This window comes from Rahnella sp. BIGb0603, from assembly GCF_024808755.1.
GTDB lineage: Bacteria > Pseudomonadota > Gammaproteobacteria > Enterobacterales > Enterobacteriaceae > Rahnella > Rahnella contaminans.
The window spans coordinates 401,452-424,263 of the sequence record NZ_JANUEX010000001.1 but is presented as its reverse complement, the minus strand read 5'-3'; the positions used below and the strand labels follow the sequence as shown (position 1 = coordinate 424,263).

Annotated in this window: 22 protein-coding genes; 17 read left to right on the top strand and 5 right to left on the bottom strand. The window is 52.3% G+C overall.

Features of this window, described 5'->3' with window-relative positions:
- Positions 1-12: 12 nt before the first annotated feature.
- The gene (gene pheT / locus M2403_RS01950) at positions 13-2,400 is read left to right on the top strand and encodes a phenylalanine--tRNA ligase subunit beta (RefSeq protein WP_259228485.1); all 2,388 of its coding nucleotides are present in this window, start codon (positions 13-15) and stop codon (positions 2,398-2,400) included.
- A gap of 4 nt (positions 2,401-2,404) precedes the next feature.
- The gene (ihfA, locus tag M2403_RS01945) at positions 2,405-2,701 is read left to right on the top strand and encodes an integration host factor subunit alpha (RefSeq protein ID WP_004089944.1); all 297 of its coding nucleotides are present in this window, start codon (positions 2,405-2,407) and stop codon (positions 2,699-2,701) included.
- Positions 2,702-3,040: 339 nt separating this feature from the next.
- Here ihfA and M2403_RS01940 read toward each other — a convergent pair whose 3' ends face one another.
- Complete coding sequence (locus M2403_RS01940) at positions 3,041-3,196, bottom strand: hypothetical protein (protein WP_165056879.1); 156 nt, start codon at positions 3,194-3,196, stop codon at positions 3,041-3,043.
- A gap of 271 nt (positions 3,197-3,467) precedes the next feature.
- Here M2403_RS01940 and M2403_RS01935 point away from each other — a divergent pair, with 271 nt between their 5' ends.
- From M2403_RS01935 to M2403_RS01865, 15 genes are all read left to right on the top strand, one after another.
- On the top strand, positions 3,468-3,911 hold the full coding sequence (locus M2403_RS01935) for a DUF2502 domain-containing protein (RefSeq protein WP_259228484.1): 444 nt from the start codon (positions 3,468-3,470) through the stop codon (positions 3,909-3,911).
- A gap of 149 nt (positions 3,912-4,060) precedes the next feature.
- Positions 4,061-5,068, top strand: coding sequence for a vitamin B12 ABC transporter permease BtuC (gene btuC, locus M2403_RS01930; protein ID WP_259228483.1), 1,008 nt, complete (start codon positions 4,061-4,063; stop codon positions 5,066-5,068).
- Between the two features lie 62 nt (positions 5,069-5,130).
- On the top strand, positions 5,131-5,682 hold the full coding sequence (locus M2403_RS01925) for a glutathione peroxidase (protein ID WP_152325696.1): 552 nt from the start codon (positions 5,131-5,133) through the stop codon (positions 5,680-5,682).
- 31 nt (positions 5,683-5,713) lie between these two features.
- Positions 5,714-6,475 (top strand): vitamin B12 ABC transporter ATP-binding protein BtuD, encoded by a 762-nt coding sequence (btuD, locus tag M2403_RS01920; protein WP_208951073.1) that lies wholly within the window; start codon positions 5,714-5,716, stop codon positions 6,473-6,475.
- A 348-nt stretch (positions 6,476-6,823) separates the two neighbouring features.
- Positions 6,824-7,966 carry a UDP-4-amino-4-deoxy-L-arabinose aminotransferase gene (gene arnB, locus M2403_RS01915; protein ID WP_165056881.1) on the top strand — a complete coding sequence of 381 codons (1,143 nt, stop codon included), beginning with the start codon at positions 6,824-6,826 and terminating at the stop codon, positions 7,964-7,966.
- Positions 7,966-8,946 (top strand): undecaprenyl-phosphate 4-deoxy-4-formamido-L-arabinose transferase, encoded by a 981-nt coding sequence (arnC, locus tag M2403_RS01910; RefSeq protein ID WP_152325699.1) that lies wholly within the window; start codon positions 7,966-7,968, stop codon positions 8,944-8,946. Before arnB ends, arnC begins: the two co-directional genes overlap by 1 nt.
- Positions 8,946-10,928, top strand: coding sequence for a bifunctional UDP-4-amino-4-deoxy-L-arabinose formyltransferase/UDP-glucuronic acid oxidase ArnA (arnA, locus tag M2403_RS01905; RefSeq protein ID WP_152325700.1), 1,983 nt, complete (start codon positions 8,946-8,948; stop codon positions 10,926-10,928). The genes arnC and arnA overlap by 1 nt, the downstream gene beginning before the upstream one ends.
- Before the next feature lie 13 nt (positions 10,929-10,941).
- Complete coding sequence (gene arnD / locus M2403_RS01900) at positions 10,942-11,841, top strand: 4-deoxy-4-formamido-L-arabinose-phosphoundecaprenol deformylase (protein WP_152325701.1); 900 nt, start codon at positions 10,942-10,944, stop codon at positions 11,839-11,841.
- Positions 11,841-13,511 (top strand): lipid IV(A) 4-amino-4-deoxy-L-arabinosyltransferase, encoded by a 1,671-nt coding sequence (arnT, locus tag M2403_RS01895; RefSeq protein ID WP_152325702.1) that lies wholly within the window; start codon positions 11,841-11,843, stop codon positions 13,509-13,511. Before arnD ends, arnT begins: the two co-directional genes overlap by 1 nt.
- Positions 13,508-13,840, top strand: a complete 333-nt coding sequence (arnE, locus tag M2403_RS01890; protein ID WP_152325703.1) for a 4-amino-4-deoxy-L-arabinose-phosphoundecaprenol flippase subunit ArnE — start codon at positions 13,508-13,510, stop codon at positions 13,838-13,840. Before arnT ends, arnE begins: the two co-directional genes overlap by 4 nt.
- Positions 13,837-14,226 carry a 4-amino-4-deoxy-L-arabinose-phosphoundecaprenol flippase subunit ArnF gene (gene arnF / locus M2403_RS01885; protein WP_165056884.1) on the top strand — a complete coding sequence of 130 codons (390 nt, stop codon included), beginning with the start codon at positions 13,837-13,839 and terminating at the stop codon, positions 14,224-14,226. The genes arnE and arnF overlap by 4 nt, the downstream gene beginning before the upstream one ends.
- Positions 14,227-14,380: 154 nt before the next feature.
- The gene (locus M2403_RS01880) at positions 14,381-14,860 is read left to right on the top strand and encodes an NlpC/P60 family protein (protein ID WP_082465713.1); all 480 of its coding nucleotides are present in this window, start codon (positions 14,381-14,383) and stop codon (positions 14,858-14,860) included.
- A gap of 98 nt (positions 14,861-14,958) precedes the next feature.
- Positions 14,959-15,972 (top strand): lipoate--protein ligase A, encoded by a 1,014-nt coding sequence (locus tag M2403_RS01875; RefSeq protein WP_259228482.1) that lies wholly within the window; start codon positions 14,959-14,961, stop codon positions 15,970-15,972.
- A 533-nt stretch (positions 15,973-16,505) separates the two neighbouring features.
- Positions 16,506-17,291, top strand: coding sequence for an EAL domain-containing protein (locus M2403_RS01870; protein WP_244370549.1), 786 nt, complete (start codon positions 16,506-16,508; stop codon positions 17,289-17,291).
- A 142-nt stretch (positions 17,292-17,433) separates the two neighbouring features.
- The gene (locus M2403_RS01865) at positions 17,434-18,888 is read left to right on the top strand and encodes a YdiU family protein (RefSeq protein ID WP_259228478.1); all 1,455 of its coding nucleotides are present in this window, start codon (positions 17,434-17,436) and stop codon (positions 18,886-18,888) included.
- 64 nt (positions 18,889-18,952) lie between these two features.
- Here M2403_RS01865 and M2403_RS01860 read toward each other — a convergent pair whose 3' ends face one another.
- From M2403_RS01860 to M2403_RS01845, 4 genes are read right to left on the bottom strand one after another with little or no spacing between them, the layout of a single operon-like run.
- Positions 18,953-19,741 (bottom strand): heme ABC transporter ATP-binding protein, encoded by a 789-nt coding sequence (locus M2403_RS01860; RefSeq protein ID WP_152325707.1) that lies wholly within the window; start codon positions 19,739-19,741, stop codon positions 18,953-18,955.
- Positions 19,734-20,762 carry an iron ABC transporter permease gene (locus M2403_RS01855; RefSeq protein ID WP_165056888.1) on the bottom strand — a complete coding sequence of 343 codons (1,029 nt, stop codon included), beginning with the start codon at positions 20,760-20,762 and terminating at the stop codon, positions 19,734-19,736. The genes M2403_RS01860 and M2403_RS01855 overlap by 8 nt, the downstream gene beginning before the upstream one ends.
- A complete protein-coding gene (locus M2403_RS01850; RefSeq protein WP_152325708.1) occupies positions 20,759-21,589 on the bottom strand; it encodes a hemin ABC transporter substrate-binding protein in 831 nt (276 codons plus the stop codon). The genes M2403_RS01855 and M2403_RS01850 overlap by 4 nt, the downstream gene beginning before the upstream one ends.
- Positions 21,586-22,620 carry a hemin-degrading factor gene (locus tag M2403_RS01845; RefSeq protein WP_152325709.1) on the bottom strand — a complete coding sequence of 345 codons (1,035 nt, stop codon included), beginning with the start codon at positions 22,618-22,620 and terminating at the stop codon, positions 21,586-21,588. The genes M2403_RS01850 and M2403_RS01845 overlap by 4 nt, the downstream gene beginning before the upstream one ends.
- Between the last annotated feature and the right edge of the window lie 192 nt (positions 22,621-22,812).

Sequence of the window (22,812 nt, the reverse complement as noted above, 5' to 3'; positions counted from 1 at the left end):
CGGGAATATCACATGAAATTCAGTGAACTCTGGTTGCGTGAGTGGGTAAACCCAGCCATCAGCAGCGAAGCATTATCAGACCAAATCACCATGGCTGGCCTGGAAGTCGATGGCGTTGAACCTGTCGCGGGCGCTTTTAACGGCGTCGTAGTGGGTGAAGTGGTCGAATGTGGTCAGCATCCGAATGCAGACAAACTGCGCGTAACAAAAGTAAACGTCGGCGGCGACCGTCTGCTGGACATCGTTTGTGGTGCACCAAACTGCCGTCAGGGCCTTAAAGTTGCTGTCGCCACCGTGGGCGCGGTATTGCCGGGTGATTTCAAAATCAAGGCAGCCAAACTGCGTGGCGAACCGTCTGAAGGCATGCTGTGTTCATTCTCTGAACTGGCGATTTCAGATGATCATGATGGCATCATCGAGTTACCGCTGGATGCGCCTGTTGGCACCGATATTCGTGAATTCCTGAAACTGGACGACACGACTATTGAAATCAGCGTGACGCCAAACCGTGCGGATTGCCTGGGTATTCTGGGCGTGGCGCGTGACGTTGCGGTGATTAACCAGCTCCCGCTGGTTGAGCCGGAAATGAATCCGGTTAAAGCCACTATTGATACTGCTATTTCTATCGATGTTCAGGCTCCTCAGGCTTGTCCGCGTTATCTGGGTCGCGTAGTCAAAGGCATCAACGTTAAGGCGCCTACGCCATTGTGGATGCGTGAAAAACTGCGCCGTTGTGGGACGCGTTCAATCGATGCCGTCGTCGATATCACAAACTATGTGCTGCTTGAACTCGGTCAGCCAATGCACGCCTTCGACCTGAACCGTATCGACGGTGGTATCGTTGTGCGTATGGCGAAAAAAGATGAAGCGCTGACTCTGCTTGATGGCACTGAAGCTAAACTGAACGAAGACACGTTGGTGATCGCCGATCACGGTAAAGCACTGGCGATGGCTGGGATTTTCGGTGGTGAACATTCTGGTGTGAACGATGAAACTCAGGACGTGCTGCTGGAATCTGCATTCTTCGCTCCGCTGTCTATCACCGGCCGCGCGCGCCGTCAGGGTCTGCATACCGACGCTTCGCACCGTTATGAACGTGGCGTTGACCCACAACTGCAATTCAAAGCCATCGAACGAGCAACCGCGTTACTGCTGAGCATTTGTGGTGGCGAAGCGGGTCCGGTTATCGACGTAACGTCAGAAGCTGACTTGCCGAAAGCTGCAACCATTACCCTGCGTCGCGAAAAATTGGATCGCCTGATTGGGCATCACGTTGAAGATGCGCAGGTAACGGACATTCTGACCCGTCTGGGCTGTCAGGTTCAGCATCATGGCGATCACTGGGTCGCTGTCGCGCCAAGCTGGCGTTTCGATATGCAAATTGAAGAAGACCTGGTGGAAGAAGTGGCGCGTGTTTACGGCTACAACAACATTCCAGATGTCCCGGTGAAAGCCAGCCTGGTGATGACTAAACACCGTGAAGCGAATTTGTCACTCAAACGTGTGAAAAATCTGCTGGTTGACCGTGGTTTCCAGGAAGCGATCACCTATAGTTTTGTTGATCCAAAAGTTCAGGCTCTGCTGCATCCGGGTGAAGAAGCGCTGATTCTGCCAAGCCCGATCTCGGTAGAAATGTCGGCAATGCGTCTTTCTCTGTGGTCTGGTCTGCTGAGTGCGGTAGTCAATAACCAAAATCGTCAGCAAAGTCGCGTGCGCTTATTTGAAAGCGGCTTGCGCTTTGTGCCTGATACACAAGCCGATTTGGGTATCCGTCAGGACGTCATGCTGTCCGGTGTGATCTCCGGTACGAAAAATGAAGAGCACTGGGATCTGGCGCGTCAGGCAGTTGACTACTACGATTTGAAAGGTGATCTTGAGGCTATTCTTGAGCTTACCGGCAAAATGAACGATGTACAGTTCAAGGTTGAAGCAAATCCTGCACTGCACCCTGGGCAGAGCGCAGCGATTTATTTACACGGCGAACGTATTGGTTTCATTGGTGTAGTACACCCGGAACTGGAACGTAAACTCGATCTCAATGGCCGTACTGTTGTCTTCGAACTGTTATGGAATAAGGTCGCAGACCGCGTACTGCCTGATGCGAAAGAGATTTCCCGCTTCCCGGCGAACCGTCGTGACATCGCTGTTGTTGTGGCTGAAAACGTGCCCGCAGACGATATTTTGGCAGAGTGCAAGAAAGTTGGCGCAAATCAGGTAGTTGGCGTAAACTTGTTTGATGTGTACCGTGGCAAGGGCGTAGCTGAGGGTTACAAGAGCCTGGCTATCAGTCTGGTGTTGCAGGATACCGCCCGTACACTGGAAGAAGAGGAGATCGCCGCTACCGTTGCAAAATGCGTAGAGGCTCTAAAACAGCGATTCCAAGCATCCTTGAGGGATTGAACCTATGGCGCTTACTAAAGCTGAAATGTCAGAACACCTGTTTGAGAAGCTCGGGCTGAGCAAACGGGATGCCAAAGACCTTGTTGAAATATTTTTCGAAGAAGTCCGTCGTGCTTTGGAAAATGGCGAGCAAGTAAAACTGTCTGGCTTTGGCAACTTTGATCTGCGTGACAAAAACCAACGTCCGGGACGTAACCCGAAAACCGGCGAAGATATTCCGATCACGGCGCGTCGTGTGGTGACTTTCCGTCCGGGACAGAAATTGAAAAGTCGTGTTGAGAATGCCACTCCGAAAGAATAAGTAAAATCATCAAAAAGGTCGCGAAAGCGGCCTTTTTTTTACCTATTTTTTGTGATCATCCTCACGTAAGTTCGGCGGGGGATTTTACGCTTTTAAGTTATTAGCACAGAAAGTGAAAAGATAGTGTTAAAGGGGTGGGCGCTTCAGGATTAGTCTGATAGATTAAATTTCAAGTCTGGAAGGGAACATAATTATCAATTGATGTGTAAGCGATGATAATTAAAAAAGGAGCCGAAGCCCCTTAAGTTAAATAGCTCAATATGTTCAGGTTAAAATGCGCACGCATTTATTCTCCCGACGAGTGACCTGAAAATATATGAGTCAGATTAGAAAGTTGAATTAATGGTTGTAGAACATACGCGGTCCACCAGGGCCACCGCCGCCATGACCACCACCGTGACCGCCACCACCAGGGCCCCAGAACGGCGGGAATAAACAGCCACTGAGGCTGACGACGACCAGAGCTACGCTAAATAAAGCTAAAATACGACGCATATGAGACATCCTTTATTTGAATAAACAAGGCGAGTATAAAGAGATCGCAACAACGTTGTTGTCAGACTTACGTTAAGATTTGTTAGAGTCGTAATAAGATTTGAATAGATAATAATCTTCATCCTGTTGAGTTATTTCAATCAGGATATATTTGTATTTTTATTGTAAGGGCTCGGCAAGTTATCCGAAAATACGCTTATTTCTCATGTTCACTTCTTTTGCCTGCTGATATAAAAAACACGTCATAAAAAATAAAGAAGGCGTGACCATCGTGAAAAAATCTCTCTTATTGCTTTGTTGTGCACTGGCATTGCCTGTGATCGCGCAGGCAAATGTTTCTATTGACGTTAATGTCCCTGGCGTAACGCTCCACCTCGGGGATCAGGATCAGCGCGGTTACTACTGGGATGGCTATGACTGGCGTCCGCCGCAGTGGTGGCACGAGCATCAGGGCCATCATTACGGTGACCGTAATGAGCATGGCATGTACTGGCATGGCGATCGCTGGGATTCCAAGCCGCCACAGCGCAGGCATTCGAATCCACCGCCAAGACCGCAGCCACATGCTCAGGGCCGTCCAAACGGCGGCGATCACCATGGCAACAACAACGGTCATCCTGGCGGCAACGGCCAGCAGGGCGGTCATAACGATCAACATAATGATCAACACGGGAACGGTCAGCCGATCCCGCCGGACGGTCATCAGGGGCATTAATCGCCCGGTGAACGAAAAATACTTCCTAAGCCGGTGCTCAGTCACCGGCTTTTTTCATTTCTGCTTCCCTGTTGTGGAGCTAACTGCCTAATATCGGTAGGATAGTAAAATTCCAGCCACCGGAATTCAGCCTCAGGAATCCGATATTCATGCCTATCCCGCAGACTTTTTCTGCTCTCGAACACCAACAAAAATCACGCGACCGTCTCTGGCTCTCCGGGCTGAGCGTATTGCTGCTGCTGATTGGTGTGCTCAGCCTGAGTGCGGGTGAGCGCTGGCTCTGGCCGGATCAATGGCTGAGCAGCGAGGCGCGTCTTTTCGTCTGGCAGTTGCGTCTGCCCCGGGCGATTGCGGTGATTCTGGTCGGCGCAAGCCTGGCTGTTGCCGGATCGGTTATGCAGTCGCTGTTTGAAAACCCGCTTGCAGAACCCGGTTTGCTTGGTATTGCAAACGGCGCGGGCGTAGCGCTGGTTTTTTGTGTGATGCTCAGTCACGGATTTATGCCGGTCTGGGCCATGAGTATCGCAGCCGTCGCGGGCGCGCTGATTGTGACGGCTTTTCTTTTGTATGTTGCGCGAAAACGCCTGTTGACCAATGCGCGGATGCTGCTGGTTGGTGTCGCGATTGGGATTGTGTGCAGTGCGCTCATGACGTGGGCGATTTATTTCAGCGACAACCTCGATCTGCGCCAGCTGATGTACTGGATGATGGGCGGATTTGGCGGCGTGGACTGGAATCAGATCTGGCTGGGCGCGATGCTGCTGCCGGTTCTCCTGTGGCTTATCTTTCAGGGAAAGTCGCTCAATTTACTTTCCCTGGGTACGCAACAGGCACAGCAACTGGGGATATCCCTCCGCGCCTGGCGGTTTATTCTGGTTCTTTCGGTCGGCTGGATGGTGGGCATCAGCGTGGCGCTGGCCGGAGTGATCGGTTTTATCGGGCTGGTTATTCCACATATTCTCCGGCTTTGCGGGATCACCGATCAGCGCCGTTTGCTGCCGGCCTGCGCCCTGAGCGGAGCGGCAGTGTTGCTGCTGGCCGATGTTATCGCGCGCATTGGTTTATATGCGGCGGAGCTGCCCGTCGGCGTCGTGACCGCCACGCTCGGCGCACCGGTGTTTATCTGGCTGCTGGTCAGAAACGGACAAATCCGCTGATCCTTTCTGAAGGGTCGGCTATGCTCTTCCTTTACCTAACCCACAAAACTCAGGACTAAACGATGAGTAACACTATTTTTGATATTTCCCTGAAAACCATCGACGGCGAAACAACAACGTTGGGCGCTTACAAAGGTTCGGTACTTCTGGTTGTTAACGTGGCGTCGCAGTGTGGCCTGACCAAGCAGTACGAAGGGCTGGAAAGCCTTTATCAGGAATTACATCCGGAAGGTTTTGAAGTTCTCGGGTTCCCGTGCAACGAGTTTGGTGCGCAGGAACCGGGTACAGAAGATGAAATCAAAACCTTCTGTACCACGAATTTTGGCGTGAAATTCCCGATGTTCAGCAAAATTGACGTTAACGGCGAGCACCGGCATCCGCTGTATTCCGCGCTGGTCGCTGCCCGTCCGGAAGCGCTTAAACCGAAAGACAGCGCGTTTTACGAACGTCTGGCCAGCAAAGGTCGTGAACCTGTTAAGCCGGAAAATATCCTGTGGAATTTTGAAAAATTCCTGATTGGGCGCGACGGCACGGTGCTCGGGCGTTTCGCGCCGGACATGACGCCGGAAGATCCGCTGCTGACTGATGCCATTAAAGCCGCACTGGCGAAATAGTCCATTTTTGATAAAAGAGCAGGGAACGCAGATGCTGGAATGTCGTGAGGTGAGCGTTAGCGGGCGTCTTCGTGCGTTTAGCGCGCGGGTTTCGTCCGGCAGCCGGATCCACCTTATCGGCCCGAACGGGGCGGGGAAAAGTACCCTGCTGGCCCGGCTGGCGGGGATTTCCGGTTCTGACGGTGACGTTTTTATCGGCAAGGAAAACCTGACAGAAATCTCAGGACCGCGTCTGGCACGTCTGCGTGCGTGGCTCTGTCAGCAACTGACGCCTGCGTCGCTGATGCCGGTCTTTCAGTATCTGTCATTGCATCAGCCGCCGGGCGTCTCACCGGCTCTTTTAGAAAATACGATTGGCCGGTTGTGTGATGCGTTACAGCTCAGCGATAAACTTTCACGGCCTGTAACGCATCTCTCCGGTGGAGAGTGGCAGCGCGTCAGGCTGGCGGCGGTATTATTGCAGGTCTGGCCGGAGGTGAATCCCGACAGTCAGTTACTGTTTCTCGATGAACCGGCAAACAGTCTGGATGTTGCACAACAGCAGGCACTTGATCAGCTTCTGACTGAGTTTTGTGCCGCCGGACGTTCCCTTATCGTCAGTGACCATGATCTGAACCATACCTTGCATCACGCGCATCAGGTCTGGTTAATGTCGGCGGGCGAAGTGGTCGCCGCAGGTGAATGTTCGGAGGTTATGCAGGCAGAAGCACTTTCTACTGTATATAAAGTTCCCTTTCAGATACATGCTCTGGCGGGGCGTCGCTGGATAATGACAACACCGACATTAATCTGAGTTTAATGAATAGCGTTTTAATTATATAATTATTGAGTTTTCAACATTGGCGGCGTGCTTATATTGTTCATAAAAAATACAGTGGTCAGTTTTTTTCCATAAAGTTCATTTTTTTAATTGAGAAATGAATAATGTAACTTTCTGTTATTGAAAGTTTTTGTTGTTTCCTGTTTGTTTATTTCCACTCCATTTACTTTCTGTTTAACTTCACAAAACTGGAAAATCCTTAAGGTTAAATTAAGCTTAAACCGACATCATAAGAGTCATAATTTCAGGGCAGCGTTTACTTACGGTTAAATAAATGCGGTCTAAAGTCGGTATGAGTTAATTACCTTTTGGGATAGCGTAATGGAAAACTTTTTGCCTTTCTCCCGCCCGTCGATGGGTGATGAAGAGATTGAGGCTGTGGGGCAGGTTTTGCGCTCCGGTTGGATCACCACCGGGCCGCAGACACACCAGCTCGAACAGGATTTTTCTGCAGCTTTCGGTTGTAAGCACGCAATAGCGGTCAGTTCCGCGACCGGCGGTATGCACGTAACGTTGATGGCGCTGGGTATTGGCCCCGGCGATGAAGTCATTACTCCTTCCCAGACCTGGGTTTCCACCATAAACATGATTGTTCTGCTTGGTGCAGAACCGGTCATGATTGATGTGGATCCCGATACCCTGATGGTCAGTGCAGAAGCCGTTGCGGCGGCCATCACGCCGAAAACCAAAGCGATTATTCCTGTCCACTACGCGGGCGCGCCTTTGGATCTTGATCCGATTTATGCCGTGGCAAATCAGCACGGTATCCGTGTGATTGAAGATGCCGCGCACGCCGCAGGCACGCGTTACCGTGACCGCTGGATTGGCGCGCAGGGGACTGCTATTTTTTCTTTCCACGCTATCAAGAATATGACCTGCGCCGAAGGCGGTCTGATTGCGACCGATGACGACGCGCTGGCTGATAAAGTCCGCGCACTGAAATTCCACGGTCTGGCTGTTGATGCGTTTGACCGTCAGGTTCAGGGCCGCAAACCGCAGGCTGAAGTGATTGAGCCAGGTTTCAAATACAACCTTTCCGATATTCACGCCTCTATTGCTGTCGTCCAGCTTAAGCGTCTGACGGAAATCAACGCACGCCGTACCGAACTGGCGCAACGTTATCTCGATAAATTGCAGGGTTCTCCTTTCCTGCCGATGGGCATTCCGGCGTATCCTCATCTGCATGCGTGGCATTTATTCATGATCCGCGTGGATAAAGAACGCTGCGGGATCACCCGTGATGCGCTGATGGAACGCCTGAAAGAGCAGGGCATCGGAACGGGTTTGCATTTCCGTGCTGCCCATACTCAAAAATATTACCGCGAACGCTATCCTGACCTGAGCTTGCCAAACAGCGAATGGAATACCGATCGTTTATGCAGTCTGCCGCTGTTCCCGGATATGCAGGACAGCGACGTTGACCGTGTTGTCGCGGCTCTTTTTTCCCTTCTGGAGGCGCAGTAGTGGCGCAATATGAACCTATTCGTAAAGTCTCGGTAGTTATCCCGGTCTATAACGAAGAAGAAAGTCTGCCGGCGTTGCTGTCCCGGACGCAGGCCGCATGTAAACAATTAACGCAACAATACGAAATCATTCTGGTCGACGACGGGAGTGCAGATCGTTCCGCCGATATGCTCACCGTCGCTGCGGAAGAAGCGGACAGCCATATTATTGCGGTTTTGCTTAACCGCAATTACGGTCAGCACTCTGCAATCATGGCTGGTTTCAGTCATGTGACGGGGGATCTGGTAATTACACTGGACGCTGACCTGCAAAACCCGCCAGAAGAAATTCCACGTCTCGTGGCGAAAGCTGACGAAGGTTACGACGTTGTCGGTACCGTTCGTGCAAACCGTCGTGATTCCTGGTTCCGCAAAACTGCTTCCAAGATGATCAACATGATGATCCAGCGTGCGACCGGGAAATCGATGGGCGATTACGGTTGTATGCTTCGCGCTTACCGCCGTCACATCATTGAAGCCATGTTGCACTGCCATGAGCGCAGCACGTTTATTCCTATTCTGGCGAATACCTTCGCCCGCAAAACGGTCGAAATTCCGGTTCAGCATTCCGAACGCGAATTTGGTGATTCCAAATACAGCCTGATGAAACTGATCAATCTGATGTATGACCTGATCACCTGTCTGACCACAACACCGCTGCGCATGCTCAGCGTAGTGGGCAGCGTGATTGCCATCTTCGGTTTCCTTCTGGCCGTGTTCCTGATTTTAATGCGCCTCATCAACGGCCCTGAATGGGCGGCTGAAGGTGTGTTCACGCTATTTGCATTGTTATTCATGTTTATCGGTGCGCAGTTTGTCGGTATGGGTTTACTCGGTGAATACATCGGGCGTATCTACAACGATGTTCGTGCACGTCCCCGTTATTTCGTTCAAAAAGTCGTCGGAGTTCGTTCCGAAGAAAACAGTCAGGAAGAAGAGTGATGAAAGCGATTGTATTTGCCTACCATGATATTGGTTGCGTTGGTTTACAGGCTTTGGTTGATGCAGGCTACGACGTACAGGCAGTCTTTACCCATACTGATGCCCCGAATGAAAATCAGTTTTTCTCTTCAGTTGCCCGCGTGGGTGCTGATCTCAATCTGCCAGTTTATGCACCGGAAGATGTTAACCATCCACTGTGGGTGGACCGCATTCGTGCCTTGCAGCCTGATGTGATTTTCTCTTTCTACTACCGCAACATGCTGAGCGAGGAGATTTTATCTCTCGCGCCGCGCGGTGGGTTCAACCTGCATGGTTCTTTGTTACCACGCTATCGTGGTCGCGCTCCGGTGAACTGGGCGCTGCTCAATGGCGAAACGGAAACCGGCGTTACCCTGCACAAAATGGTGAAACGTCCTGACGCGGGCGACATCGTTGGCCAGCAGAAAGTCACGATTACCGCGGATGATACGGCGCTTAAACTGCACGCCAAGGTGCGTGAAGCGGCGAAAGAGTTGCTGACCAAACTGCTGCCGGAAATGAAAGCAGGTAAAATCAGCCTGACGCCGCAAGACGAAACGCAGGCGAGCTATTTTGGTCGTCGCACCGCGGCTGACGGTGAAATTCACTGGCACAAATCTGCGACAGAAATTAACAACCTGATCCGCGCCGTGACCGAACCTTATCCGGGGGCGTTCTCTTATCTGGGTCAGCGTAAACTGACTATATGGCGTGCGCGTCCGCTGGCGACTCAGCATGACAAACAGCCGGGCACCGTGCTTTCTTCTGATCCGCTGACCATCGCCTGTGGCGAAGGTGCGCTGGAAGTGCTGGCAGGCCAGAGCGAAACCGGTCTCTATGTTCAGGGTTCCCGTCTGGCGCTTGAACTGGGCATTATGCCGGACATGCGTGTCGCCACTCTGCCAACGGCTGTGATGAAACGCCGTACCCGCGTTCTGATTCTGGGTGTGAACGGTTTTATCGGTAACCACCTGAGCGAGCGTCTGCTACGCGAAGATCGTTATGAAATTTACGGTCTGGATATCAGCTCTGACGCGGTCAGCCGCTTCATGGATAATCCGCACTTCCACTTTGTTGAAGGCGATATCAGCATCCATTCCGAGTGGATCGAATATCACATTAAAAAATGTGACGTCGTGTTGCCGCTGGTGGCCATCGCAACGCCAATCGAATATACCCGCAACCCGCTGCGCGTATTCGAACTGGATTTTGAAGAAAACCTGAAGATTGTCCGCGACTGCGTGAAATACAAAAAACGCATTATCTTCCCGTCCACGTCTGAAGTTTATGGCATGTGTGATGACAAAGAGTTTGATGAAGATAACTCCCGTCTGATCGTCGGCCCGATCAACAAACAGCGCTGGATTTACTCTGTGTCCAAGCAACTGCTGGATCGCGTAATCTGGGCTTACGGCGCGAAAGAAGGGCTGAAATTCACCCTGTTCCGTCCGTTTAACTGGATGGGACCTCGTCTCGATAACCTGGATGCGGCACGTATCGGCAGTTCTCGAGCCATCACTCAGCTGATCCTCAACCTGGTTGAAGGCTCACCGATTAAGCTGGTGGACGGTGGCGAGCAGAAACGCTGCTTCACTGATATCAACGACGGTATCGAAGCGCTGTTCCGCATTATCGAAAACCGCGACAACCTGTGCGACGGCCAGATCATCAACATCGGTAATCCAACCAACGAAGCAAGCATTCGTGAGCTGGCCGAAATGTTGCTGAGCAGCTTCGAAGCCCACCCGTTGCGCGCACAGTTCCCGCCTTTTGCCGGTTTCAATCTGGTCGAAAGCAGCACGTATTACGGCAAAGGCTATCAGGACGTTGAGCACCGCACGCCAAGCATCAAAAATGCGCGCCGTCTGCTGAACTGGAAACCGGAAATCGGCATGGATAAAACCGTCGCTGATACGCTGGATTTCTTCCTGCGTTCTGTCAATCCTGATGCTGACAAAGCCTGAAACGGTGTCTGTGATGAAGAAAGTGGGTCTGCGCATTGATGTAGATACCTGGAGTGGCACCCGCGAGGGTGTCCCTCAGCTTCTGCAAGTCCTTTCGAAACATAACATTACTGCCAGTTTCTTCTTCAGCGTTGGGCCGGATAACATGGGGCGTCACTTGTGGCGCCTGCTTAAACCGCGCTTTTTGTGGAAGATGCTTCGCTCCAATGCCGCCTCGCTTTACGGCTGGGATATCCTTCTGGCAGGTACCGCGTGGCCGGGAAAACTCATCGCCCGCGATCTGGGTTATCTGATGAAGGAAGCTGCCAGGCGCGGTCATGAAGTCGGTTTACACGCCTGGGATCATCAGGGCTGGCAGGCGAAAGTCGGTAAATGGTCTGAGCAGCAGCTTGAACAGCAAATTAAGCTGGGGCTGGATGCACTGGAAAAAAGCCTGGGTCACGATGTGGAATGTTCAGCCGTTGCTGGCTGGCGCGCCGATGAACGCGTGATTGAGGTCAAAGAACGGTTCCATTTTTATTACAACAGCGACTGTCGTGGGAAATATCCTTTCCTGCCGGTGCTGGAAAACGGCACGCTGGGCACGGTGCAGATTCCGGTGACGTTACCCACTTACGATGAAGTGGCAGGTGGCGAAATCAATGCGGACAACTTCAATGATTTTATCCTCAACGCCATTATTGAGGATCAGGGTGTGCCGGTTTACACCATTCATGCAGAAGTTGAAGGTATGTCACTGGCTGCTCAGTTCGATGAGTTATTAATTCGGGCTGCCGCGCAGGGGATTCAGTTCTGTGCGTTGGGCGATTTGTTGCCTCAAGATCTCAGCACGTTGCCAAAAGGCAAAGTGGTTCGTGCCAGTTTCCCAGGCCGGGAAGGCTGGTTAGGCTGTCAGCAAGAAGGTTTTTCCTGATGTCTAAATCCCTTAAAGGCGTATGGAGCACCTTAATTTTGGTGTTCTTTGCCCTGGTTTATCTTGTTCCTCTTAATTCCCGCCTGTTATGGCAGCCCGATGAAACCCGTTATGCCGAGATCAGCCGTGAAATGTTACAGCGCGGCGACTGGGTTGTGCCGCATCTTCTGGGTTTACGCTATTTTGAAAAACCGGTGGCCGGTTACTGGTTTAACAACATCAGCCAGATGATTTTTGGTGACAGCAATTTCGCTGTTCGCTTTGGTTCCGTGTTCAGCACCTTACTGAGCGCCTTGCTGGTCTTCTGGCTGGCAAACCTGATGTGGCGTAACCGCCAGACGGCGTACATTGCCACGCTGATTTACCTTTCCTTCACACTGGTATTCAGTATCGGTACGTACAGCGTGATGGATCCGATGATCACGTTGTGGATGACCGCCGCGATGGTCGCCAGCTATTTCTGCATGCGGGTTTCCGGAACACGGCAAAAAGCGCTGAGCTGGATTGCACTGGGGCTGGCCTGCGGCATGGGCTTCATGACCAAAGGTTTTCTGGCGCTGGCGTTACCGGTGATTGCAGTTCTGCCGATTGTCTGGCGTGAGAAACGGTTCAAAACCCTGTTTGGCTGGGGCCCGCTGGCGATTGTTGCTGCGGTGGTACTCAGCCTGCCATGGGTGCTGGCCATCGCACGCGAGGCACCGGATTTCTGGCGTTACTTCTTCTGGGTTGAGCATATTCAGCGTTTTGCCGAATCCAATGCGCAACATAAAGCGCCATTCTGGTACTACGTGCCGGTCTTGTTGCTCGGGGCTTTGCCATGGCTTGGGCTGCTGCCGGGCGCTTTACGCGATGGCTGGACGAAACGTGTGCTGCGTCCTGAATTATTCTTCCTGCTGAGCTGGACGATCATGCCGCTGATTTTCTTCAGCGTAGCGAAGGGTAAATTACCGACGTACATATTGCCATGTTTCGCGCCTCTGGCTTTGCTCATGGCCGATCATTTGGATCAAATCCGTCAGTCAGGAAAATTACGGGCGCTAAAAGCCAATGGCACCATTAACATCGTTTTTGGCGTGCTGATGGCGGTCGCGGTTCTGGTGATCTCCGGCATTTTACCGTTGCATGTCAAAGCCGTGTTCACCCGCGCTGAATTGCCCCGCGCGCTGATTGGTATCCTGTGCTTTGCCGTTTGGGCACTGGCCGGAGCGATGTCACTGACTGACGTGAAAAAACGCTGGTACTGGGCGGCTGCGTGTCCGTTGGTGCTGGCGCTTCTGGTCGGGCAGGCGATCCCGCAAAAAGTCATGGACTCCAAGCAACCACAAGGTTTCATCGGCGAAAATGTTGCAATGTTGCAGGACAGTCGTTTTGTGCTGTCAGATAATGTGGGGATTGCAACCGGTTTAGCCTGGGTTCTGAAGCGCGACGATATCATCATGTTTGGTGAAAAGGGTGAGCTGGAATATGGCCTGAGTTATCCTGATGCGAAGTCAAAATTTGTCGATTCCGCGGATTTCCCGGAATGGTTACAAAAAGCACGTCAGGAAGGAAATGTTTCTGTGATCCTCAGACTTGATAGAAATGCAGGTATCTCTGGCAAACTCCCACCGGCTGACCAGACGGTGCAGATTGAACGCCAGGCGCTGTTGTTCTACAAAAAACTTCCATGACCGGATTCCTTCTGGTTCTTGCCGTAAGCATCATCACCTGTGCCGGTCAGCTTTGTCAGAAGCAGGCCGCACAGGTCGCGGGTGACGGTCTTGCCCGCGTCTTACGCTGGCTGGGGCTGGCGGTATTGTTGCTCGGCATCGCGATGTTGTTATGGTTGCGCGTGTTGCAGCTTCTGCCGCTGAGCCTGGCTTACCCGATGCTCAGCCTGAATTTTGTTCTGATCACGCTCAGTGCACGCTGGTTTTTCAGGGAGTACGTTGACGGCCGCCACTGGTGTGGTGTGGCGCTGATCATGGCCGGTATCGCACTGATGAGTGTCAGCTTATGAAAGGGTATCTTTGGGGCGGGGCGAGCGTTCTGCTGGTGACGGCGGCGCAGTTGCTGATGAAATGGGGCATGGTGCAGATCCCGTGGGTTTCACTGGCTGAGCTTAATATTACTTTTATTATCAGCCATTTAAAACCGCTGGTTGCCGTGTTTCTGGGGCTGTGCGGGTATGCGTTTTCGATGGGCTGCTGGTTCTTTGCATTACGTTATTTGCCGCTGAACCGGGCGTATACCTTACTGAGTTTGAGCTATGCGCTGGTGTATATCGCGGCGGTCACATTGCCGTGGTTCAATGAAAGCATCAGCTTAACCAAAACGCTAGGGGGACTTCTGATCTTATCCGGTGTCTGGTTAATTCACAGCAAACCGGTAAAAGACGTCCATTAAAAACGGCTTTAAACGATAAAAAACATTATTAAATATTGGATGACGGATAAAATAGCGCTAAATTCTATTAGTTCTTAGATAACGGCGACTTATCCGGTCCGCGCAAATTCCCGCGTCTGACCCTGCCGTGATGCAATTCAAAAAGGAATGCACTATGCGCTGGTCATCCGTATCCATGTATTCCCTGCTGGCTGTTGCTGCGCTGATTCTTAACGGTTGTAGCAGCCACGCGCCACCGCCAAGCGGACGTTTCGCCGATTCAATTACTGTTGTCGCAGAGCTTAACGATCAGCTCAGTCAGTGGCACGGCGCGCCTTATCGCTACGGCGGATTGCAGCCCAGTGGCGTAGACTGTTCCGGCTTTGTTTTCCGCACCTATCGAGACCGGTTTGGTGTCGTTCTGCCGCGTACCACGGCCGATCAAACCAAAATCGGCACCAAAGTTTCCCGCGATGAACTCCTTCCAGGTGATCTGGTTTTCTTTAAAACCGGTAGCGGCGAAAATGGATTACATGTCGGTATTTATGATACTGCCGACCAGTTTATTCACGCTTCGACCAGCCAGGGTGTAACGCGTTCCTCGCTCGATAATGTTTACTGGCGCAAAGTTTACTGGCAGGCACGACGCATCTGACGCCCCGTATCAAATAAACTATCCCCTGATTCCACTGCGTATTTCATCCTGATTTTTGCTGTTATTATCTGAACAGACTTTTTCAGGATGAATATGCAATGAAACCTCTCAGACTCTTACTTTCTGACTCTTACGATCCCTGGTTCAATCTGGCTGTGGAAGACTGTATTTTTCGTGAGATGACGACGCAGCGTGTTCTTTTCTTATGGCGAAATGCCGAAACCGTGGTTATTGGTCAGGCGCAAAATCCGTGGAAAGAATGCAATACGCGCAGGATGGAAGAAGACGGCATTCGTCTGGCGCGCCGCAGCAGCGGTGGTGGGGCGGTCTTCCACGATCTGGGCAATACCTGTTTTACGTTTATGGCAGGTAAACCGGAATACGATAAAAGCGTCTCGACGGGTATTATTCTTAATGCGCTAAAAAGCATGGGCATTAATGCCAGCGCATCCGGCCGCAACGATTTGGTTGTTCAGACTGCCGAAGGTGAAAGAAAAATTTCCGGATCGGCTTACCGTGAAACGGCCGATCGCGGATTCCACCACGGCACACTGCTGCTTAATGCTGACCTGAGCCGTCTGGCAAACTACCTCAATCCGGATGTTAAAAAGCTACAGGCAAAAGGCATCACGTCTGTCCGTTCGCGGGTTGCAAACCTCAATGAATTTGTTCCGGATATTAATCACGAGCAAATCAGTCAGGCCGTGACAGCCGCATTTTTCGAATGGTATGGCACGAGCGTCGAACCTGAAATTATTTCTCCTGACGTTTTCCCGGATATTCCCGGTTTTCCGGAACGGTTTGCCAAACAAAGCAGTTGGGAATGGAATTTCGGCAAAGCGCCGGCGTTCAGCCATTTACTCAATGAACGCTTTGTCTGGGGTGGAGTGGACATCCATTTTGACGTGGAAAAAGGCGCCATCAGCCGGGCGCAGATTTTTACCGACAGCCTGAATCCTGCGCCTATGCTGGCGCTGGCCGATGCGCTGGTGGGAACGCGTTACCATGCGCAGGATGTCGCACTGACCTGTCAGGAAATCTCCGCACAGTACCCGGCAATGCAGGCTGAACTTGGTGAGCTGCAAATCTGGCTGGCACGCTGTATCCGCTGAATCCAATCACCGGAACCCATTTCTTCCGCAAAAAAAGGGTTCCGGTAAACAAGTCCATGTCTCTCATGTCCCTTCTTTTAACCATGATGCAGCAGACATATTTGAAATAATCTCTGGTTTATTATTACGTTAGAAAAGCAGCGGGGATGCCAAACCGCACGTTATTCTTGCTGCTGATACTTGCGCAACATTTCATAAGCCACTATAACCATTAGATAAAATATTAAGTGACATGCTTAATTGTGCGGTTGCACAATTAATAATCAAAATTTTGTCAAAATATGTCTGATAGCGCTCACAGACTGTGTTGCGCGTTTGCACCACTGACGATAAGATTAGTCCGAAAGCCCCTTTCTGACCGAAAGACGCCTCCAAACGAAGGCGCAAAAGGGACATACATTCTTACATTTTTTGATCTCTCTGCCGTTTGCGAGATCAGCACTCAACCCTTGAATCCGGCTAGGTTCTTTCTTGATATCAATTTCTCTAATATTTCGGTGACGCCTCGGGGCTCCGGTATCTTTATGATCTGATTGATAGTCAAAAAAGTTATTAATCAATTCGCAGTGCCGTTGATGTTTTGGACAAAAATGAAAATACAATTCGATACGGCGTTTAACAGCAACTATCTGTGCCAGCCGGTTTACTCAATCGAAGGGAAGTTACTCGCGATAGAATTAGTGTGTCGTTTTTCCAGCGCAGACAGCAAGCTAATCATGCCAACAGAGCTTGTGCTGAATTTGCTCACTCAGACGCAGCTGCAACGTTTTCTTAATGAGCAACAAATTTGGGCTAATGAACATGCCCGTTGGTTTTGTGATAACCAGGTAATTTTAAATATCGGCGTGGAAGAAAAACAGGTGGCGTTACTGCTCGAGGATGAAACCCTTCGCGATGCTTTTAAGGCACATCCTTTTATTCATCTGAATCTGAGCGAATCTTTCCCGCAACTTTCTGAGGGCCGGAAAAACCCGCAACTGATGGCGCTCAAGCAACATTTTCCCTTATGGCTGGACAATTTTGGCTCAGGGAATGTCACGATGGCACCCGTTTTCGATCACCTTTTTCAATGGGTGAAACTGGATAAAAATCTGTTCTGGCAGCTTTTCGAGGGCGAGCATTTTGCCATTGTGATGCCGTCGCTCCTGAGAAATGTTAACCGGTTTTGTCGCAATATTGTGGTGGATGGTCTGGACAGTCAGGCCTACTTTGATGCGCTGCGTAAGACCGATGTACAGGGGATGAAAGGTTTGCTTTGGCCGGGTGTGGACCCCGCAGAGCTGGACAATCTGCTTGTCCGGCCCGGCCAATTTCATTAATCGGTAACTCCAGTTCTGGTGCCATTATCCCGGTCAGCGCCTGCTGCACCGGGATTTTTCATTTCCGCGCTCCGCAATCTCCCTGTTATTACTCCGTGTTAATCACCGCGATGCCGCCCTACACTAAAGAAAAGGGGGATTTATGCCGCAATTCGAACATCATTACGCAGACCAGTTACCCGATTTTTATACCGCGCTTCAGCCCACGCCGCTGAAAGGCGCGCGCCTTCTGTACCACAGTGAACCGCTGGCCCGCCAGCTTGGGCTGGATGACACTCTCTTTGATGCTGAGCACCGGGAGTTCTGGTGCGGTGAAAAATTCTTCCCGGGCATGTTGCCGCTGGCGCAGGTTTACAGCGGACATCAGTTTGGGCAATGGGCCGGACAACTGGGCGACGGCCGCGGGATTTTACTCGGTGAACAGGTTTTGCCTTCAGGACAACGCTTTGACTGGCATCTGAAAGGCGCGGGTCTGACGCCTTATTCACGCATGGGCGATGGCCGGGCCGTGCTGCGCTCGGTGATCCGTGAGTTCCTGGCGTCCGAAGCGCTTCATCATTTATCGGTGCCGACGACCCGCGCGTTGTCGATCGTGACCAGCGACGAACCTGTTTTTCGTGAACAGCCGGAACGCGGCGCAATGCTGATGCGCGTGGCTGAAAGTCATATCCGCTTCGGCCATTTCGAGCATTTTTATTACCGTAAACAGCCCGAACAGGTGAAACAACTGGCGGATTACGTAATCGCCCATCACTGGCCTCAGTTGCCGGAAAGCGAGCCGGACGCGACGCGGCGTTACCAGCAATGGTTCTCCGATGTGGTTGAGCGAACCGCCGCGCTGATTGCGCAGTGGCAAAGTATCGGGTTTGCGCACGGCGTAATGAACACCGATAACATGTCGGTTCTCGGCCTGACCATTGATTTCGGTCCCTACGGTTTTCTGGACGACTACCAGCCGGGCTACATTTGCAATCATTCCGATCATCAGGGACGCTACAGCTACGATAACCAGCCTGCGGTGGCGTACTGGAACCTTCACCGGCTGGCTCAAACGCTGTCCGGCCTTATGAGCAACGAACAATTACAGGCAGCGCTGGATTGTTACGAACCGGCGTTAATGAAAGCCTACGGCACGCTGATGCGCGGCAAGCTGGGCTTTTTCACGGAAGATAAACGGGATAACGATTTGCTGACCGGATTGCTCAGCCTGATGGCGAAAGAAGGCAGGGATTTCACGCAGACTTTCCGACTGCTCAGCCATGTGGAACAGCAACAGGCGCAATCCCCGTTACGCGATGAATTCATTGATCGCCCGGCGTTTGACAGCTGGTATCAGGCCTATCGCGAGCGTTTGCAGACGGAGAATATCGACGATGAGACCCGTCAGCAGGCGATGAAGCAAAGTAATCCGCGGATCATTTTGCGTAATTATCTGGCGCAGCAGGCGATTGAAAAGGCGGAAAAAGACGATATCAGTGCGCTGACACAGCTACATGAGGCGCTTCGCGACCCTTACAGCGATGCTCCGCAATACGATGCGATGGCGGCATTACCACCGGACTGGGGAAAACATTTGGAAATTTCCTGCTCCAGCTAACGCGCAGTTAAAAAATGCCACATACCCGAAACGGTGTTGTGGCATTTTTGTTTTGAGGCCGTGTTTACTGACGCAGGAAAACCTGCGGTAAAGCGGTTTCCGGATGCGCGCAGACGTTCAGATCGGCCTGATACCAGCGGCTCAGCGTTTCTTCGCTCAGCACTTCAGCCGGTGTTCCGCTGGCAACAACTTTACCGCTGTGCAGCAAAATTATCCTGTCAGCATACAGCGCCGCCAGATTGAGATCGTGCAGCACGCAGCATACCGACAATGGCGTTTTCAGGGTCAGCTCGCGCAACAGGCGCAATGCATGTTGCTGATGGTATAAATCGAGCGCCGACGTCGGTTCATCCAGAAAAAGCCAGCGCGGAGCAGGGGCAGGTTGCCAGAGCTGAATCAGCACGCGTGCAAGCTGCACCCGCTGCTGCTCGCCGCCTGACAAATGGCGATAATCGCGTTCTGCCAACGTCATACAACCGGTCTGCTGCATCACTTCGTTCATCGCATGTTGCATATTTTGCTGGCCGTGCGGTGAGCGTCCGAGCGTCAGCACTTCACGCACGCTGAAACCGAACGCCATCGTACTGTTCTGGCGCATCACCGCACGGGTGCGGGCGAGATCCTTCGATGTCCAGTCGGCCAGCCGTTTTCCCTGTAATGTACAATGCCCGGACTGCGGCGTCAGATAACCTGTCAGCATGCGCATCAGCGTGGATTTCCCCGCGCCGTTTGGCCCGATCAGCGCGACCATTTCGCCGCTTTTCAGGCTGAGTGATACGTCGTCAATTAAGCGACGGCCTCCGGCGGAATAGGACAAATTTTCCGCAACCAGCAATGAAGTGAGATCAGACATTGCGCGGCACTCCGGGTCGTAAAATTAACCATAAGAAATACGGGCCACCCAGAAGACTGGTCAGCAGGCCCACCGGCATTTCAGCCGGTGCGACCAGCGTTCTTGCCAGCGTGTCTGCCAGTAATAACAGGCAGGCTCCGGCCATGGCTGATCCCGGTAATAACCAGCGATGATCTGCACCCAGCCGCATGCGCAGCAGGTGAGGAATGACCAGACCGATAAAGCCGATAACACCGGAAACTGCGACCGCAGCGCCCACCAGCAGCGCACTCAGCAGCAATAATTGCAACTGCGTGCGGCGAACGTTAACGCCAAGGTAATGCGCATCTTCCTCACCGAGCTGCAAAATATTCAGGCGACGCGCCATGAATAATGTCGCCACGCAGGCGGGCAGAATTAACGATGCGGCAACCGCCAGCGTTGGCCATTGCGCCTGTCCGAGGCTGCCCATGCTCCACAAAGAAAACTGGCGCAGCTGCTGGTCATCGCTGACGTAAGTCAGAACGCCAACGGCTGCGCCACACAGGGCGTTTATGGCAATGCCGGCGAGAAGTAAACGCGACAACCCACCATGCCCGAAACGGCTCAGCGCGAAGACGATGGCCGAAATTGCCAGGCTTCCCGCAAAGGCGCTGAACATGTGACCGTAGAGTGCCAGAACCGGCGGTAGCGACAGCGGCATGACAATAGTCAGTGCTACTGCCAGCGCCGCGCCGCTGCTGATCCCAAGCAAACCCGGATCCGCCAGCGGGTTGCGAAACAAACCCTGCATCACAGCACCGGAACAGGCCAGCGCGCAGCCGACCACTACGGCCAGCAGCACGCGGGGCAGACGAACTGTCAGCCAGATTTGCCATAACCCGTCGTCAAAAGGCCGCATTAACAAGGTACGCAGTGACAACGCCATCGCCCCGGTATTGGCTGCCAGAATAGCCAGTACCAGCAGAGCACCACCGAGGCCGATCAGCGCCCAGACAGGAGAACGGCGTCGGGACGGCATTGGGGGGCTCATGCTGCTCATTTCGCTTGTTCCGCCGCCTGACGCAGTTGTGCCATAACGACCGGCGTTTGCAGGCCAAAGCCCAGCAGCGACATATCATCAAGCACTAAAACGCGCTTATTTTTGCCTGCCGGCGTCATGGCAACCCCCGGTAATTTCCAGACCTGATCCATGCCGCCCAGCGTTTTCACGCCGTCGGAGGTCAGCAATAAAATGTCCGGAGCACTGGCAATGACGCCTTCCTGCGAAAGAGGGCGATAACGGCTGAACCCCTGCATAGCATTTTTCGCACCTACGGACGTGATCATCGCGTCAGCCGCCGTATTCTGGCCTGCTGCCATAGACGACATTCCGCCGTGGCTCATGACAAACAGAATTTTTACCGGCAAAGCATCGTGATGGATGGCATCAAGCTGAGAGCGGTACGTGACAATCAGCTTTGCGCCTTCTGCCTGACGGTTGAGCGCGTCTGCAATCACTTCAATCTTTTTAGGTACGGTATCGACAGAAGCCGTGCCCGGCACGCGAATGACCTTCACGCCGTTTTGTGCCAGTTGCTGTAAAACCAGTGAAGGTTCTGCCAGCTCGCTGCTCAGCACCATCGAAGGGCGCATGGACAGGATCCCTTCGGTGTTGAGCTGGCGCATATAACCGACATCCGGCAGTTTCAGTACCGCCTGCGGACGCAGGCTGGTGCTGTCGCGTGCCACCATTTCATCGCCTGCCCCGAGGGCGTAGACAATTTCGGTCACATCGCCGCCGATGCTGACCAGTTTCTCTGCGGCGTGGAGCACGGGTGCAGACAAAATTGCCGCAGCGGCAATCAGCGCTTTCAGAGGTGTTTTCATGCGGCAACGCCTTCGCTGCTTAGTTGTGCCAGTTGTTCGCGCCACCGGGTCTGTTCTGCCGTGCCTTCAGTACGCTGGCCGTACAGTTGGGCAATTTGCGTGCCGTCTGCGGCAAATAATTCCAGGCTGGTGACAAAGCCGTCTTTGGTCGGTTTACGGGTGATCCAGCTTTCTGCGATGGCGCTTTCCACCAGATGAAGGGTGAAGCGTTCGTTGAAAACGTTAATCCATTCGCCGTGTGGCATCACTTTTTCAATCTGGCCAGTGAAGATTTGCACGCAACCGCGGTTGCCAACGAAAATCATAATTTCATTCTGATCATCTTTTGCGATGTTCAGCAAACGGGTCAGTGAACCGTTTTCGACACGCCATGCCAGATCGTCGCCTACCGCTTTGAAAGCCTGCTGGCGGGTGACATCATGGCGTTTGAGAAGCTGGAAGAACTGGTGAACATCTGTCATTGCGCGCCAGTCAGCATCGATGCTGCTGGTATCAGAAACGCTGGCCGGAGCCACAGGCGCGACCGGTTCAATCTGCAGCGGAGGATTGACATCAGTTTTGTACTGGGCAATCAGCGTGTCCCAGGCTGCCATGTCGGTTTCGTCGGTGTTATACACTTTATGAACCGCGTCGCCGTGTGCATCAAAGAACTGAATACTGTGGCGCACGCCGCGGGCTGTGTTTTCAGACATGCTGAAAACGTGCAGCCAGTGCTGAAGGAAAAGACGTAAATCCAGCGCGCGCGGATTCAGGATTAACCCCGCATGGCCGCTGAGATGCTGGTTTTCATAGCGACCATGCTGTTCGTGAACAGCATAATCATTGCGGGTGATGGATTTGGTCCCGCCCACATTTTCCAGTGCGGCCAGCAATGTACGGGCATCGACATCCAGTTTCACTGCATCATGCGAAACGCGTAAAGAGGTTAACTCGGCTTCACTGATACCTAAAATTCCCGCCAGATCGCGGGCATATTTACCGGGATTGGCTTCTTTGGCCTGTAAATAGTCCTGATAGTGAACTGAATGCATTGCTGTCTCCTCGTTGTCTTAACGTCATCTGCCATCAGGCAGATAAAAAATCGCGTTGTCATGTGAATGATTTGTAAAAATATTTGGACCAGAGACCAGCTAATTTCATTGCTGGTAATAGGAATTAATATCAATTTGATAATCATTATCAAATCATTGCACAAACACATCAAGAAAATTTTTGTTGATGGA

Bases quoted from the DNA above. Each gene is read 5' to 3' on its own strand.
- M2403_RS01940 (WP_165056879.1), bottom strand. From the start codon at position 3,196: ATGCGTCGTATTTTAGCTTTATTTAGCGTAGCTCTGGTCGTCGTCAGC.
- arnT (WP_152325702.1), top strand. From the start codon at position 11,841: ATGTCTAAATCCCTTAAAGGCGTATGGAGCACCTTAATTTTGGTGTTC.
- M2403_RS01850 (WP_152325708.1), bottom strand. From the start codon at position 21,589: ATGAAAACACCTCTGAAAGCGCTGATTGCCGCTGCGGCAATTTTGTCT.
- M2403_RS01875 (WP_259228482.1), top strand. From the start codon at position 14,959: ATGAAACCTCTCAGACTCTTACTTTCTGACTCTTACGATCCCTGGTTC.
- btuC (WP_259228483.1), top strand. From the start codon at position 4,061: ATGCCTATCCCGCAGACTTTTTCTGCTCTCGAACACCAACAAAAATCA.
- M2403_RS01860 (WP_152325707.1), bottom strand. From the start codon at position 19,741: ATGTCTGATCTCACTTCATTGCTGGTTGCGGAAAATTTGTCCTATTCC.
- btuD (WP_208951073.1), top strand. From the start codon at position 5,714: ATGCTGGAATGTCGTGAGGTGAGCGTTAGCGGGCGTCTTCGTGCGTTT.
- M2403_RS01855 (WP_165056888.1), bottom strand. From the start codon at position 20,762: ATGAGCAGCATGAGCCCCCCAATGCCGTCCCGACGCCGTTCTCCTGTC.
- arnD (WP_152325701.1), top strand. From the start codon at position 10,942: ATGAAGAAAGTGGGTCTGCGCATTGATGTAGATACCTGGAGTGGCACC.
- M2403_RS01925 (WP_152325696.1), top strand. From the start codon at position 5,131: ATGAGTAACACTATTTTTGATATTTCCCTGAAAACCATCGACGGCGAA.
- M2403_RS01880 (WP_082465713.1), top strand. From the start codon at position 14,381: ATGCGCTGGTCATCCGTATCCATGTATTCCCTGCTGGCTGTTGCTGCG.
- M2403_RS01865 (WP_259228478.1), top strand. From the start codon at position 17,434: ATGCCGCAATTCGAACATCATTACGCAGACCAGTTACCCGATTTTTAT.
- arnB (WP_165056881.1), top strand. From the start codon at position 6,824: ATGGAAAACTTTTTGCCTTTCTCCCGCCCGTCGATGGGTGATGAAGAG.
- arnA (WP_152325700.1), top strand. From the start codon at position 8,946: ATGAAAGCGATTGTATTTGCCTACCATGATATTGGTTGCGTTGGTTTA.
- arnE (WP_152325703.1), top strand. From the start codon at position 13,508: ATGACCGGATTCCTTCTGGTTCTTGCCGTAAGCATCATCACCTGTGCC.
- ihfA (WP_004089944.1), top strand. From the start codon at position 2,405: ATGGCGCTTACTAAAGCTGAAATGTCAGAACACCTGTTTGAGAAGCTC.
- pheT (WP_259228485.1), top strand. From the start codon at position 13: ATGAAATTCAGTGAACTCTGGTTGCGTGAGTGGGTAAACCCAGCCATC.
- M2403_RS01845 (WP_152325709.1), bottom strand. From the start codon at position 22,620: ATGCATTCAGTTCACTATCAGGACTATTTACAGGCCAAAGAAGCCAAT.
- arnF (WP_165056884.1), top strand. From the start codon at position 13,837: ATGAAAGGGTATCTTTGGGGCGGGGCGAGCGTTCTGCTGGTGACGGCG.